This window comes from Sphingomonas sp. jy18, from assembly GCF_056931895.1.
On record NZ_JBXPBT010000003.1, the window covers coordinates 158,529 to 170,819 of the forward strand.

The following is a 12,291-nucleotide window of genomic DNA, read 5'->3' on the forward strand; positions in this document are numbered from 1 at the left end:
TGTCTCCCTCTCCCCGCTGGGGAGAGGGCCGGGGAGAGGGGCAGTCCTGATCCTCCGGCCATTGGTCTTGAGTAGAGAGACTGCCCCTCCCCCTGGTACTCTCCCCGGCGGGGAGAGGGTATTTCAGTCCGCGCGCCTCACATATTCGCGGTCGTAGACGTTGACGACGATGCGGGTGCCGCTTTCGATGTGCGGCGGCACCATCACGCGCACGCCATTGTCGAGCTTGGCAGGCTTGTAGCTGGACGACGCGGTCTGACCCTTCACCACGGCGTCGGCCTCGACGATGGTTGCTTCGGCAAATTCGGGCAGCTCGACCGAGATCGGGCGCTCGTCCCACAGTTCGAGCACGACATCCATGCCGTCCTGCAGGAAGTCGGCGGCATCGCCCAGCAGGTCGCGCGGCAGGGTGATCTGCTCGTAGCTGTCCTTGTCCATGAAGACGAGATCCTCGCCCTCGGCATAGAGATACTGGAAATCCTTGGTGTCGAGGCGGACCTTTTCGACCGTGTCGGCGCTGCGGAAACGGACGTTGGTCTTGCGACCATCGACCAGATTCTTCATTTCGACCTGCATGAAGGCGCCGCCCTTGCCCGGCTGGGTGTGCTGGATCTTCGCGACCTTCCAGATGCCGCCTTCATATTCGAGGATGTTGCCGGGACGGATGTCCACGCCGCTGATCTTCATGGGAATTGCACCTTGGATGGGCGCGCTGCGCCGGGGTTGACAGGGGAAAAGAGCCGAGGCGCCAGTCTGACCGGCACCGGAGGCGGGCGCTTAGCGAAGCGGCACGCCAAAGGCAAGATTGGCATGCCGGAGCGCGATTTGCGACGAGCCGTTCATCGCCGTGACAGCGCTCACGCGGCATGGATGTCGCTTCGGTCCAAGACGCGGGCATCCGATAGTCATAAGTTGAGAACCATGAGCAGGACAGCAACCATCGAGCCGACAGCGCGCAAGGCCGCCCCCGCGGCGGGCCTGTTCGGCGCCATGACGTTCCGGCAGCCTCCCCCGGCTGCGCGCGACGCGGGCGAGCCCAGCACCGAGGAATTCGTCGAGGATTATCTCTCCGGCACCCACGCCCACCCGCTGTGGGAGCAGCCCGCCGCCCGCGACCGGGGCTAGGCCGTGTACGCTGGCGGCCGGGTTCAGGCCCGGGCGGTGCCAGCCATGGCCTTTGCAAGGGCCGTCACTGCGGCCGCCGGTCCTTGCGGATGGGTCCAGACCGCAGCCGAAACCGCCAAGAAATCCGCTCCGGCCGCCACCAGCGGCGCGCAATTGTCGGGGGTGATTCCGCCGATCGCGACGCACGGAATTTCCGAAACGGTGGTCCACCAGCCGAGCAGGGCCGGATCGGCACGATGCTCGACCTGCTTGGTGGTGGTCGGGAAATAGGCACCGAAGGCGACATAGTCTGCACCCGCCTCCCCCGCGTCCATCGCCAGATGGCGGCTGGCATGGCAGGTCACGCCGATCTGGGCATCCGGGCCGAGCAACTGCCGCGCCTCGCGCGGGTCGCCATCGCCCTGTCCCAGATGCACGCCATCGGCGGCAATCCGTTTGGCCAGCGCCATATCGTCATTGACGATGAAGGCGACGTCATGCGCGGCGCAGATCGCCTGCAGCGGCGCGGCGAGGCGCGCCGCCTGATGCTGATCGACGCCCTTGACGCGAAACTGGAAGGCCGCGACCTGCCCGCTGGCGACCGCCTCCGCCAGCCGATCGGGAAAGGCACCGCCGACTTCGAGCGGCGAAATCAGGTAAAGCTGGCAGGGGGGTCGGGCCTGGCCACCGAAGCGGGCAGCAAAATCGGGGTCGAGCGCAAGGGCATCGCCATCGTCGTCATGGTTGAGATCGTTCATGGCGTGGCTCTAGCCGATAGGCGCGACGCTGCGAAGTGCAATCACGGATGGATGGGGGACGCTGGCCGCGATCGGATGCATGGCATCCGCGATGGCCGTGCATCAGGCAAAGATCAGCGATTGCCCGCCAGTATCTCTATCTGCCGCATCCCGACGTCGTCGAGCGCGGCGCGGGTCGGGGTGATGATCTGGATGATGGGCTGCAGCCGATTGAACGTCACCTGCCCGTTGGCCATCTGGTTGGCACCGGTCCGCAGCGCGGCCGAGTAGCGCCGCCAGATACCGATATTCTCGATCGACAGCGCCTCGATGCGCTGGGCGCGTTCGAACAGGATCGGGCGCTGCCCGCCTGCTGTTGCCGCGTCCGCTTCGGCGGCCTGCTTCGCCGCGCGTGCGGTGACGGTCGCCTCCTCGGCAATCGCATCGATCTGATCGGCGTAGCGCAGCAAATCCGCCGGCAAGGCGGGGTCGGTGCGGCCGGCGACGAGGCGGCTAGCGGTGTCGATCATGCGCCCGCCAGCCTCGAAGAACAGCACCTCGAACCGCGCCGCGTGGTAATCGCTGGTGTCCGGCTGCGATGTCGCCAGCGCCGCGCGGGCAAACAGCCGCTGACTGTCATACAATGCCGCAGCCGAGCGGAACAGATTGGCCGCAGCCGTCCGCCCTGCCGCCTCGTCGTTGGCGAGCATGGCATCGAGCAGCGCGGGGAAGCCAGCCACGGTCGCGTCGATCTGTGTCAGCATGGTCAGCATCTGCTGCTTTACGGCGGTCGGCTGCAAGTCGGCCGGCAGGTCGATCGCGTTGAAAGCGGGCGTTGCGATACCCTCGACCGCGGTGCGCGACCGGGCGATGTCTGCCCGTGTGCGATCGATCACGCCCATGAAGCTGGCGGCAGCGGCACGGACATTGGGGCTGGACATGGTCTGTCCCCAAGCCCCTTGCAATTCCCGCACCGACTCAAGCGCCGGCGACACTGCCTGGTTGACGCCGAGCAGCCATTGGCCGAACGCCTCCGACTGGCGGCTGGCCTCGGCAATTGTCGCGTTCTCGACTGCGGCCTGCTTGCCGTCGCTGGCCGTTTGCGCGGCAGCGGGTGCCGCCGACAATAGTCCCGCCACCACAAAAATCGTTCCAAACCGTATCATGCGCCCGCGCTCCAGACAGAAACGCGGCACCGACCGCGTCACTGCCTGACTCTACTGTTGCAGACCGGCAATGAACAGCCGCGATGGTCAGGCCTTGCGGACCGAGGCCCCATGGATGGCGTCGATAGCCGAACCGAGTGCCGCGTCGAACGCCTCATCGCTCATCTGGTGGCGGAGATCCTCGAGCAATGCGCGGCTGAAGCTGGCGATGATGCCGCGGTTCCTGGCCAGCTCGGCACAGGCATCGGGGCGATTGAAACCACCCGACAGCGCCACCACGCGCAGCACCTTGGGATGATCGACCAGCGGATCGAATGTGCCCGGAACGACGGGCAGAGACAGCTTCAGCATCACCTGCTGACCCTCCGGCAGCTCGTCGAGGTTGGCGAGAATCTCCTCGAGCAGCATGGAGTCGCAATCGGCGCGGGTGGCGGACTTGATATTCACCTCAGGCTCGATGATCGGCATCATCCCGTGCGCCAGCACCTGCGCGCCGACGGCGAACTGCTGCCGGACCACGGCAGCGATGCCGTCGCGGTTGGCGGAATTGATGACCGAACGTTCCTTGGTACCGAACACGTTCAGCGCCTTGGCCTTGGTAAGCAGCGCATCGAGATCGGGCATCGGTTTCATCAGCTGGACGCCGTTGGCCTCGTCCTCCAGACCCTTGTCGATCTTGATGAAGGGGACGATGCCGCGCTCCAGCAGCGCGGCGGGCGTCGGCTTGCCGTCGACCTCGCCGTCCATGGTGCGCTCGAACAGAATCGCGCCGATCACCTTGTCCCCGGTGAAGCAGGGCGAGGTGATGATGCGGCTGCGCATGGCGTGGATCAGCGCGAACATCTCCTCGTCGGTCGAGAAGGCATCGGCCTCTATGCCATAACCCTTCAGCGCCTTGGGCGTGGAGCCGCCGGACTGGTCGAGCGCTGCGATAAAGCCTTGCCCTGCGGCGATTTTGGCGTGCATTTCGGCGAAGGTGGAAAGCGCGGTCATCTGAAACTCCGGGGGTTACGCATACGTATGTGATGCGCCGTTAGCGGCGAGGTACGTTTCGGGCAACGGCTGTTTCGCCGGTTTTGGCAGGTGGGCAGCGCGGGGGCGCCTCTCCGCCCTGGTACGTGACCCGGAGCTACGCGGTCAAAGCGCCTCGATACCCGCGGCCATGCTTGCGGCAGCCGCAGCGGCGGCGACCGCGCCGCGCCGCGATTCGATCATCTCGTTGATCCACAACTGTTCGCCCTGACGACGCAGCCAGCGCTGCGGCTGGTAAGCAAGCGGCTCGTCGGCCCGGTCCAGCGGAATGGCGTCGAGCGCGGCGGAATCGATGGTGGGCAGCGTGTCGCGGTGGTCGGCGAGATGGCGGCACAGCCACTCGAAACGGCGGACATGCCCGCCGTTGCGACGCAGCCCCGAGCGGGTCGCCAGCTCGAAACTGTGGCTGACGATGGTGACCAGCGCATGATCGTTGGCGGCGGCGTGCGTCAGGGCAGCGGCCATTTCCTCCGCGCTGAGCGCGCAAATCTGCAGCGTGCGCGCGGTCTGGCCTCGGTCTTCGAGAAAGCCGACCGGGAACAGGTTCATGCCCTGATGGCGCAGCGGCGCCAGGCTGCGCGGCGGGGCACCGATGCGGCTGACATCGGGCCAGGCGGCGTTGAAGCTGCTGTCGTGGCGGATGCCGATCCGAGCCAGAGCCGCGAGTGTGGCGTCATCGGCGGCATAGCTGCCGGCGCGAAAAGCGCGCGGCGCCGGTGCGCCGGCGGCCATGAGCAGTGCCTTGGCTTGCGCCAGCAGAGTGCCCTGTTCATCGGCGCCATAATCGATGAGATTGCCGGGTGCGGCCTGTGCCCGACGGGTGGCACTGGCGCCATACCAGCCCGGGTGCAGGTGGAGCTGCACATCCTGCCCCGCCCCGACGATGGTCGAGACGATCCGCTCGATCAGCTCCAGGCCGTAGACATGAGCCGGTGCGGGATCGACGAAGAAGCAGGCCTTGAGGCCATGCTCGTTCAGACGCGCCAGTTGCCAGCTCAGGCCGACGCCGGCCGGTTCGATCGACCGGCGGTAGATTTCCTCCGGCGCATGGCCGGCGACATGGTGTCGCCAGGCCAGCTCGGTATCGACAGTCAGGAAAACGCGGGTCGCCATGCCCGCCTATTAGCAAGCGGGCATGAAAAAGCTGTTATCGCAGCAGAGCGGCAACACCGGGCAGGTCCTTACCTTCCATCCATTCGAGGAAGGCGCCGCCGGCGGTCGACACAAAGCTGAAATCGCCGGCCACGCCCGCGTGGTTGAGTGCGGCCACCGTATCGCCGCCGCCAGCGACCGACACCAGCGAGCCTTCGCGCGTCAGCGCCCCGGCGGTGCGCGCCAGCGCGACGGTGGCGGCATCGAAGGGCGGCGTTTCGAACGCACCGAGCGGGCCGTTCCACACCAGTGTGCGGCATGTCTTGAGGACATCGGCCAACGCCTCTGTCGCGGCCGGGCCGACATCGAGAATCATCTCGTCGGCCGCCACTTCATGCACATTGGAGGTGCGCAAGCTCGGCGGATTGGCACCGAATTCGGTGGCGACGACGACATCGTATGGCAAGTGCACGGTGCAGTTCGCCGCGTCGGCCGCCGACAATATGTCCTCCGCGGTTCCGGCAAGATCATGCTCGCACAACGACTTGCCAACGTCGATGCCACGCGCCGCGAGGAAGGTGTTGGCCATGCCGCCGCCGATGATCAGATGATCGACCCGGCCGACCAGATGGCGCAGCACGTCGATCTTGCTTGACACCTTGGCCCCGCCGACCACGGCAGCAACCGGGCGTTCGGGGCTGCCGAGCGCGCGTTCCAGCGCCTTCAGTTCGGCCTCCATCGCCCGGCCGGCAAAGGCCGGCAGCACATGCGCCAGCCCTTCGGTCGAGGCATGCGCGCGGTGCGCGGCGGAAAAGGCATCATTGACATAGATGTCGCCGATTTCGGCCATCGCGGCGACCAGTGCCGGGTCGTTCTTTTCCTCTCCGGCATGGAAACGGGTGTTCTCCAGCACCGCGATGTCCCCCGGCGCCAGCACCGTCAGCCCGGCCTTCGCGCCTTCGCCGACACAATCGGAGATGAACATCACGCTGCGGCCGAGCGTGTCGGCGACTGCGTCGATGACCAGGCTCAGCGACATCGCCGGATTCTTTGCGCCCTTGGGACGGCCGAAATGCGACAGCAGCAGCACGATCGCGCCCTTGTCGGCGAGTTCGAGCACCGTCGGCGCCATCGCCGCAAGGCGGGTGGCGTCGCTGACCGCGCCATCCTGCATCGGCACGTTGAGATCGACGCGGACCAGCACACGCTGGCCATGGACATCGCCGATGTCGTCGAGGGTCTTGAAGCTCATAGCGGTTCCTTGTTCCCCTCATCGCACCGCGCCGCCCATGTCTGGCGGCCAGCGACGCCCTTGCCTAGATCAGCCCTGCCATCACGCCGGCGGTGTCGACCATGCGGTTGGAGAAGCCCCACTCATTGTCGTACCAGCTGACGACGCGCACCAGCTTGCCGTCGATCACCGCGGTTTCCAGGCTGTCGATGGTCGAGCTCGCCGGGCAATGGTTGTAGTCGATCGACACCAGCGGCTCGTCGGAAAAGGCGAGCACGCCCTTGAACGCGCCTTCAGCAGCGGCCTTGAGCAGCGCGTTGACCTCTTCCTTGCTGGTGTCGCGCTTGGGGGTGAAGGTCAGGTCGACCAGGCTGACGTTGGGCGTCGGCACGCGGATCGCCGAACCGTCGAGCTTGCCCTTGAGCTCGGGCAGCACCTCGCCCACCGCGCGCGCGGCGCCGGTGGTGGTCGGGATCATCGACATCGCGGCCGCGCGCGAGCGGCGCGGATCGCTGTGGATCTGGTCGAGGATCTTCTGGTCGTTGGTATAGGCGTGGACCGTCGTCATCAGGCCACGCTCGATGCCCAGCGCATCGTTCAGCACCTTGGCGACCGGCGCCAGGCAGTTGGTGGTGCAGCTTGCGTTCGACACGATGGTGTGATCGCCGGTCAGCTTGTCGTGGTTGACGCCATAGACGACCGTCAGATCGACGCCCTTGGCCGGGGCGGACACCAGCACACGCTTGGCACCGGCTGTGATGTGCTTGCCGGCGGAATCGCGGTCGGTGAAGAAGCCGGTGCACTCGAGCGCGATGTCGATGCCCATCTCGGCGTGCGGCAGATTGGCGGGATCGCGCTCCTTGGTGACGCGGATGCGCTTGCCGTTGACGATCATCGTGTCGCCATCGGTGCTGACCTCGCCGGGAAAGGCACCGTGCACGCTGTCGCGCTTGAACAGCAGGGCGTTGGCCTTGGCGTCGGCCAGATCGTTGATCGCGACCAGATCCAACCCGCAATCGGGGCGCTCGAGGATGGCGCGGGCGACGAGGCGGCCGATGCGGCCGAATCCGTTGATGGCTACCTTGACGGCCATGACTTTACTCCGTGGGTTGGGACAGTTTCTGAACGATTTGCGGGACGATCTTGTCAACGGTCAGTCCGAAATGGTCGTAGAGCGCGGCAATCGGTGCGGACGCGCCGAAGCTGTCGATGCCGATGCGCAGGCCGTCGAGCCCGGCGTAGCGCTCCCAGCCAAAGGTCGTGCCGGCCTCTATTGTGACGCGCAGCAGATCGGGCGTACCCAGCAGCGTGGCCCGATAGTCGGCATCCTGGCGGTCGAAGCGGCTGGTACAGGGCATGGAGACGACGTCAGCGCCGATCCCCTGCCCTTCCAGCGCCTCTGCCACGCCGACGGCAATCGCGACTTCGGATCCCGTCGCGATCAGCACCACCTTGCGGGCAGCGGTCGCGCCGCGCAGGCGATAGGCGCCGCGCGCGCACAGATTGTCCGATGCATCGTCGCGCAGCGCCGGCAGATCCTGCCGGGTCAGCGCCAGCAGCGAAGGACCGGCGGCCTGCTCGAGCGCCAGTTCCCAGCATTCGGCGGTCTCGAGCGCATCGGCGGGGCGATAGACGTCGAGCCCCGGCATCGCCCTGAGGCTCTGCAGATGCTCGATCGGCTGGTGCGTCGGCCCGTCCTCACCAAGGCCGATGCTGTCGTGCGTCATCACATAGACGACGCGCGCCTGCTGCAATGCGGAGAGGCGGATCGCAGCCCGGCAATAGTCGGCAAAGACCAGGAAGGTGCCGCCATAGGGCACCACGCCGCCGTGCAGCGCCATGCCGTTCATCGCCGCCGCCATGCCGAATTCGCGGATGCCGTAATAGACATAGCGCCCGGCATAATCCTCTCGGCTGATCGGCCGGGTCGCGGACGTTTTGGTGTTGTTGGAGCCGGTCAGGTCGGCCGAACCGCCGACCAGCGGCACGAACTGCTCGGTGAGCGCACCCAGCGCCTTTTCGGAGGCCTTGCGGGTCGCCATCTTCGGGCCATCGCTGGCAAGCCCGGCCTTGTAGGCCTGCCACGCCGGATTGCCGGCCACGTCGAGCACCGGCGCGCCGAACAGCGCGCCATCCTTGCCGCTCGCCGCCAGCCGGGCCGACCATGCGTGATGCGCGATCGCGCCGCGGGCGCCGATGGCGCGCCATTCGGCAACGATATCGCCGGGCAGCTCGAACGGCGCATGGTCCCAGCCCAGCTCGGTGCGGGCGGCAGCGACCTCGTCGGCGCCGAGCGGCGAACCGTGCGTGGCCGACGTGCCCTGCTTGTTGGGAGCGCCATAACCGATGACAGTGCGGCAGGCGACGAGGCTGGGCCGCGGATCTGCAATCGCCGCATCGATGGCGCGGCGGATGTCGGCCACGTCATGCCCGTCGCAGGCCACGGTATGCCATCCGGCGGCCGCATGGCGCGCCGCGATGTCCTCGCTGGTCGACAGCGATGTCGCGCCATCGATGGTGATGCGATTGTCATCCCACAGCACGATCAGCCGACCGAGGCCAAGATGCCCGGCAAGCCCGACCGCTTCGTGGTTGATACCTTCCATCAGGCAGCCATCGCCTGCGATCACGAACGTGCGGTGGTCGACCAGATCGTCGCCATGCACCGCATTGAGATGCCGCTCGGCCAGCGCCATGCCGACGGCAGTGGCAAGCCCCTGCCCCAGCGGACCGGTCGTCGTCTCGACACCCGCCAGTTCGAAATTCTCGGGATGTCCGGCACATGGACTGCCAAGTTGACGGAAGTTGCGAAGGTCGTCGAGCGTCGGGTGCGCATAGCCGGAGAGGTGCAGCAGCGCGTAGATCAGCATCGATCCATGGCCCGCCGACAGCACGAAGCGGTCGCGGTCCGGCCAGTGCGGGGCGGCGGCGTCGAACTTCAGATAATCGCGGAACAGCACGGTCGCGACATCGGCCATGCCCATCGGCATGCCGGGGTGGCCGCTGTTGGCCGCCTGCACCCCATCCATCGCCAGCGCACGGATGGCATTGGCGAGGCGACGGTCATCGACGGACATGCTGTTTCCCTTGCGTGACGCGCCTTCGGCCAACGGTGCCGGAGCAGGTTCCGGCTTCCGATTCGGCGCGACGCCCCTTTGCTGTCCCCTGCCCCAAGCGTCAACCGCAGCGGTTTCGCCTGCGTGCCGGCCGATGGTTTACAGCGACGCAACGCAAAGGCTATGTCCGGCGCATGGCCGACCCGCGTCTAGTGCAATCGATCGAGCGTCTGGAACGTGCCGTCGCGGCGCTGGAAAGCGGCATCGGCACGCAGCATGACCGTGACGTAGCCGCGCCCAGAGACGAGGAATTGCGGGCCGAGGTGCGCGCGGTGATCGACGAGCTCGACCGCATGATCGCCGTCCGGCATGGCTGAGGTGCAGCTCAGCATCGGCGGCCACAGCTATATGGTCACCTGCGCCGACGGCGAGGAGGCGCATCTGCAGCGGCTCGGCGGCCTGGTCGATGCCGAGGTGCGCGCCGCGCGCGGATCGGTCGGCGGACTCAGCGAAAGCCGGCAATTGCTGTTCGCGGCGCTGTTCCTGGCCGACAAGCTGCCCGACTCCAGCGGCGACGATGCCGCGCTTGCCGACAAAATCGACGCGCTTGCGGCACGGATAGAGACGCTCGCCACCGCCCTCGCGAGGGGTTGAGAAAGCGGGTGACAATGCTTAGCTTGTGCCTCGACGGGTACTGCCTGGTGCGAGGCTTAGCGAAAATCCCTGAGGCGATAAAATCATCCATGGGGGCTGTCCCTGCCCGGGTCCTGGCCCGACGTATATGGTCCCCACCTGACGTTACTGGCGTCAGAGGATATTCCAGCCACCGGCCAATGCGGTCCCGTCACCCAGCCTATGACCTGGATTGCCGGCAATGAGCGGCAGCAAGCCCCAGATTCGCGATGCCTTGCGGCGCACCCGCGCGGCCTATGCGGCGCAGTGCACGGCCCCGGTGGTTCCGCCGGAGGCGCTGCACGCCCGTCTCGGCGGCACGATTGCCTCCTATCGACCGATCGGCTCGGAAATCGACCCCGCGCCGCTCGAGACGCTGATCCGCGCCCAGGGCGGCCAGCTCTGCTACCCCCGCGTCGAAGGCGCCGGGCTGATGCGCTTCCTGTTACCGTTGGCCCATGCCGACTGGGAAGAAGGCCCCTATGGTGTCATCCAGCCGCGCGGCCATTGTGCCGAGGCCGAGCCTGCGCTGGTCATCGTGCCGCTGCTGGCGTTCGACCGGCGGGGGCACCGACTCGGTCAGGGCGGCGGCTATTACGACCGCGCGCTGGCCCGGCTGCCCGACGCCTACCGGCTGGGCATTGCCTGGTCGGTGCAGGAAATCGACGAGGTACCGGTCGCCGAGTGGGACATTCCGCTCGATGCGATACTGACCGAACAGGAGTGGATCCTACCGTGATCGAACCGCAACCCGACCCTAGCTGGCGCAAGCCGGCGGGCGCAGGCCTGATCCTGCTGATCATTGCCGTGTGGGCGGCATTGGTGGTGACGGTCATCGAATGGATGAGCCCGCTGCCGACGCTGGCCGCGATCCTGGTCTATGCCGTTGCCGGAATCGTGTGGATCCTGCCGCTGCGGCCGATACTGCTGTGGATGGAAACCGGGCGGTGGCGCTGATTTCCTGCGCCGGACGGGCAGGAAATGGCGCGAGTGACGGGGCTCGAACCCGCGACCTCCGGCGTGACAGGCCGGCGCTCTAACCAACTGAGCTACACCCGCGTTCGGTGTGGAGCGGCGCGATTATGCGCGAGCGACGGACAAGTCAACCGCTCGCGCCGGCATTCGCAACATTTTCTTCTTCGCCCGGTTCGACCCGCGAAACCGGCGGTGCCCACTCCGGCCGCTCGCCGCGGAAGGAGAGGAACAGGGTCTGCGCGATGATCAGGATCGGCACCGCAAGCAGTGCGCCAGGCGTTCCCCATACCCAGCCCCAGAAGCTCAACGATATCAGGATCAGCATGGGATTGATGGTGAGCCGGCGCCCCAGCACCAGCGGCGTGACGATATTGGCCTCCACCGTGTGCAGCCCGATCTGGATCATCGCCGGCAAGAGCGCGAGGCCCACCGAATCGAAGGTCATCAGCCCGCCGATGCCGAGCAGCCCGGCCGCGACGATCGGCCCAACATAGGGAATGAAGTTGCACAGCGTGACGATGCCGCCCCACATGAAGGGAGACGGCATGCCGAGCGCCCACAGCAGCAGCGCGACCGAGAGGCCCAGCATCGCATTGATGAAGACGATGGTCGACAGATAGGCCGAAGTGGCGTCGACCACATTCTGGATGACGCGCGCGGTGTTCATCGCATCGTCGAAGCTGCCCCGGCTGCGGATGGTGCGGCCGCGCAGGCGCGTCCAGCCGGCGAGGAAGAAATAGATCAGCAGGATGGCAAACAGCGTCTGGATTGCCGCCGCAGGGGCAGACCCGGTCAGATAGTCGAGCAATGACGTCGGCGTCTGAACGGCGACCTGCTGCATCTGCGCGGCGGTATTGTCCGCAAATGCCGTCAAGGCTTCATCCACATAGCGCTGCAGGCTGGCGTAGAAATCGATCAGCGGCGCCAGATTGGCCTGAATGCGCGGCAGGCTCTCGGGCAGCCGCACGAACCAGCCGCTCGCTGGCACCACGATCAGCGCCAGTCCGCCGTTGATGAGCAGAAGGAAGGCAAGGACACAGGCCAGCGCGGCAAGGCCCGACGGCACGCCGCGCCGCTCGAGCCATTCGAGCGCCGGCACCAGCGCTATGGCAATGACGATCGCAGCGGTGATCGGCAGGAAGAATTCGGCGCCGGCCTGAAGCGCAAACGGTGTGCCGAGCGCGACGGCGGTCACCACCGCATAGGCCGCCATGCGGATATAACCC

At 66.7% G+C, this 12,291-nt stretch carries 14 protein-coding genes and 1 tRNA gene; 5 read left to right on the forward strand and 10 right to left on the reverse strand.

The features are described 5' to 3' along the window. Window positions 1-123: 123 nt before the first annotated feature. Window positions 124-687, reverse strand: a complete 564-nt coding sequence (gene efp / locus AC0QC4_RS09265; RefSeq protein ID WP_483659608.1) for an elongation factor P — start codon at window positions 685-687, stop codon at window positions 124-126. Between the two features lie 234 nt (window positions 688-921). On the opposite strand from efp, the gene AC0QC4_RS09270 reads away from it, so the two are divergent. Next, window positions 922-1,125, forward strand: coding sequence for a hypothetical protein (locus AC0QC4_RS09270; protein ID WP_483659609.1), 204 nt, complete (start codon window positions 922-924; stop codon window positions 1,123-1,125). A 23-nt stretch (window positions 1,126-1,148) separates the two neighbouring features. Here the strand turns inward: AC0QC4_RS09270 and thiE are convergent, their stop codons facing one another. From thiE to tkt, 7 genes are all read right to left on the reverse strand, one after another. Then, complete coding sequence (gene thiE / locus AC0QC4_RS09275; protein ID WP_483659610.1) at window positions 1,149-1,862, reverse strand: thiamine phosphate synthase; 714 nt, start codon at window positions 1,860-1,862, stop codon at window positions 1,149-1,151. A gap of 113 nt (window positions 1,863-1,975) precedes the next feature. Beyond that, a complete protein-coding gene (locus AC0QC4_RS09280; RefSeq protein WP_483659611.1) occupies window positions 1,976-3,007 on the reverse strand; it encodes a hypothetical protein in 1,032 nt (343 codons plus the stop codon). An 87-nt stretch (window positions 3,008-3,094) separates the two neighbouring features. Then, entirely contained in the window at window positions 3,095-4,000 is a 906-nt protein-coding gene (locus AC0QC4_RS09285; protein WP_483659612.1) for a fructose bisphosphate aldolase, read from the reverse strand. A 144-nt stretch (window positions 4,001-4,144) separates the two neighbouring features. Beyond that, complete coding sequence (locus tag AC0QC4_RS09290) at window positions 4,145-5,152, reverse strand: polysaccharide deacetylase family protein (protein WP_483659613.1); 1,008 nt, start codon at window positions 5,150-5,152, stop codon at window positions 4,145-4,147. A gap of 34 nt (window positions 5,153-5,186) precedes the next feature. Beyond that, a complete protein-coding gene (locus AC0QC4_RS09295; RefSeq protein ID WP_483659614.1) occupies window positions 5,187-6,383 on the reverse strand; it encodes a phosphoglycerate kinase in 1,197 nt (398 codons plus the stop codon). A 64-nt stretch (window positions 6,384-6,447) separates the two neighbouring features. Beyond that, on the reverse strand, window positions 6,448-7,455 hold the full coding sequence (gene gap, locus AC0QC4_RS09300) for a type I glyceraldehyde-3-phosphate dehydrogenase (RefSeq protein ID WP_483659615.1): 1,008 nt from the start codon (window positions 7,453-7,455) through the stop codon (window positions 6,448-6,450). Window positions 7,456-7,459: 4 nt separating this feature from the next. Further along, the gene (tkt, locus tag AC0QC4_RS09305; RefSeq protein WP_483659616.1) at window positions 7,460-9,439 is read right to left on the reverse strand and encodes a transketolase; all 1,980 of its coding nucleotides are present in this window, start codon (window positions 9,437-9,439) and stop codon (window positions 7,460-7,462) included. Between the two features lie 173 nt (window positions 9,440-9,612). On the opposite strand from tkt, the gene AC0QC4_RS09310 reads away from it, so the two are divergent. From AC0QC4_RS09310 to AC0QC4_RS09325, 4 genes are all read left to right on the forward strand, one after another. Next, window positions 9,613-9,795 (forward strand): hypothetical protein, encoded by a 183-nt coding sequence (locus AC0QC4_RS09310; protein WP_483659617.1) that lies wholly within the window; start codon window positions 9,613-9,615, stop codon window positions 9,793-9,795. Continuing rightward, window positions 9,788-10,072, forward strand: a complete 285-nt coding sequence (locus AC0QC4_RS09315; RefSeq protein WP_483659618.1) for a cell division protein ZapA — start codon at window positions 9,788-9,790, stop codon at window positions 10,070-10,072. The genes AC0QC4_RS09310 and AC0QC4_RS09315 overlap by 8 nt, the downstream gene beginning before the upstream one ends. Before the next feature lie 220 nt (window positions 10,073-10,292). Continuing rightward, window positions 10,293-10,829, forward strand: a complete 537-nt coding sequence (locus tag AC0QC4_RS09320) for a 5-formyltetrahydrofolate cyclo-ligase (protein ID WP_483659619.1) — start codon at window positions 10,293-10,295, stop codon at window positions 10,827-10,829. Beyond that, a complete protein-coding gene (locus AC0QC4_RS09325) occupies window positions 10,826-11,047 on the forward strand; it encodes a DUF2842 domain-containing protein (RefSeq protein ID WP_483659620.1) in 222 nt (73 codons plus the stop codon). The genes AC0QC4_RS09320 and AC0QC4_RS09325 overlap by 4 nt, the downstream gene beginning before the upstream one ends. 25 nt (window positions 11,048-11,072) lie before the next feature. Here AC0QC4_RS09325 and AC0QC4_RS09330 read toward each other — a convergent pair. Continuing rightward, window positions 11,073-11,149 (reverse strand) — tRNA-Asp (locus tag AC0QC4_RS09330). Between the two features lie 43 nt (window positions 11,150-11,192). Further along, window positions 11,193-12,278, reverse strand: a complete 1,086-nt coding sequence (locus tag AC0QC4_RS09335; protein WP_483659896.1) for an AI-2E family transporter — start codon at window positions 12,276-12,278, stop codon at window positions 11,193-11,195. Window positions 12,279-12,291: the final 13 nt, after the last annotated feature.

What these genes read in the sequence shown, in the direction of transcription:
- AC0QC4_RS09285 (WP_483659612.1), bottom strand. Translation starts at nt 4,000, where the DNA reads ATGACCGCGCTTTCCACCTTCGCCGAAATGCACGCCAAAATCGCCGCA.
- gap (WP_483659615.1), bottom strand. Translation starts at nt 7,455, where the DNA reads ATGGCCGTCAAGGTAGCCATCAACGGATTCGGCCGCATCGGCCGCCTC.
- AC0QC4_RS09320 (WP_483659619.1), top strand. Translation starts at nt 10,293, where the DNA reads ATGAGCGGCAGCAAGCCCCAGATTCGCGATGCCTTGCGGCGCACCCGC.
- efp (WP_483659608.1), bottom strand. Translation starts at nt 687, where the DNA reads ATGAAGATCAGCGGCGTGGACATCCGTCCCGGCAACATCCTCGAATAT.
- AC0QC4_RS09310 (WP_483659617.1), top strand. Translation starts at nt 9,613, where the DNA reads ATGGCCGACCCGCGTCTAGTGCAATCGATCGAGCGTCTGGAACGTGCC.
- AC0QC4_RS09290 (WP_483659613.1), bottom strand. Translation starts at nt 5,152, where the DNA reads ATGGCGACCCGCGTTTTCCTGACTGTCGATACCGAGCTGGCCTGGCGA.
- AC0QC4_RS09280 (WP_483659611.1), bottom strand. Translation starts at nt 3,007, where the DNA reads ATGATACGGTTTGGAACGATTTTTGTGGTGGCGGGACTATTGTCGGCG.
- AC0QC4_RS09315 (WP_483659618.1), top strand. Translation starts at nt 9,788, where the DNA reads ATGGCTGAGGTGCAGCTCAGCATCGGCGGCCACAGCTATATGGTCACC.
- thiE (WP_483659610.1), bottom strand. Translation starts at nt 1,862, where the DNA reads ATGAACGATCTCAACCATGACGACGATGGCGATGCCCTTGCGCTCGAC.
- AC0QC4_RS09295 (WP_483659614.1), bottom strand. Translation starts at nt 6,383, where the DNA reads ATGAGCTTCAAGACCCTCGACGACATCGGCGATGTCCATGGCCAGCGT.
- AC0QC4_RS09335 (WP_483659896.1), bottom strand. Translation starts at nt 12,278, where the DNA reads ATGGCGGCCTATGCGGTGGTGACCGCCGTCGCGCTCGGCACACCGTTT.
- AC0QC4_RS09270 (WP_483659609.1), top strand. Translation starts at nt 922, where the DNA reads ATGAGCAGGACAGCAACCATCGAGCCGACAGCGCGCAAGGCCGCCCCC.
- tkt (WP_483659616.1), bottom strand. Translation starts at nt 9,439, where the DNA reads ATGTCCGTCGATGACCGTCGCCTCGCCAATGCCATCCGTGCGCTGGCG.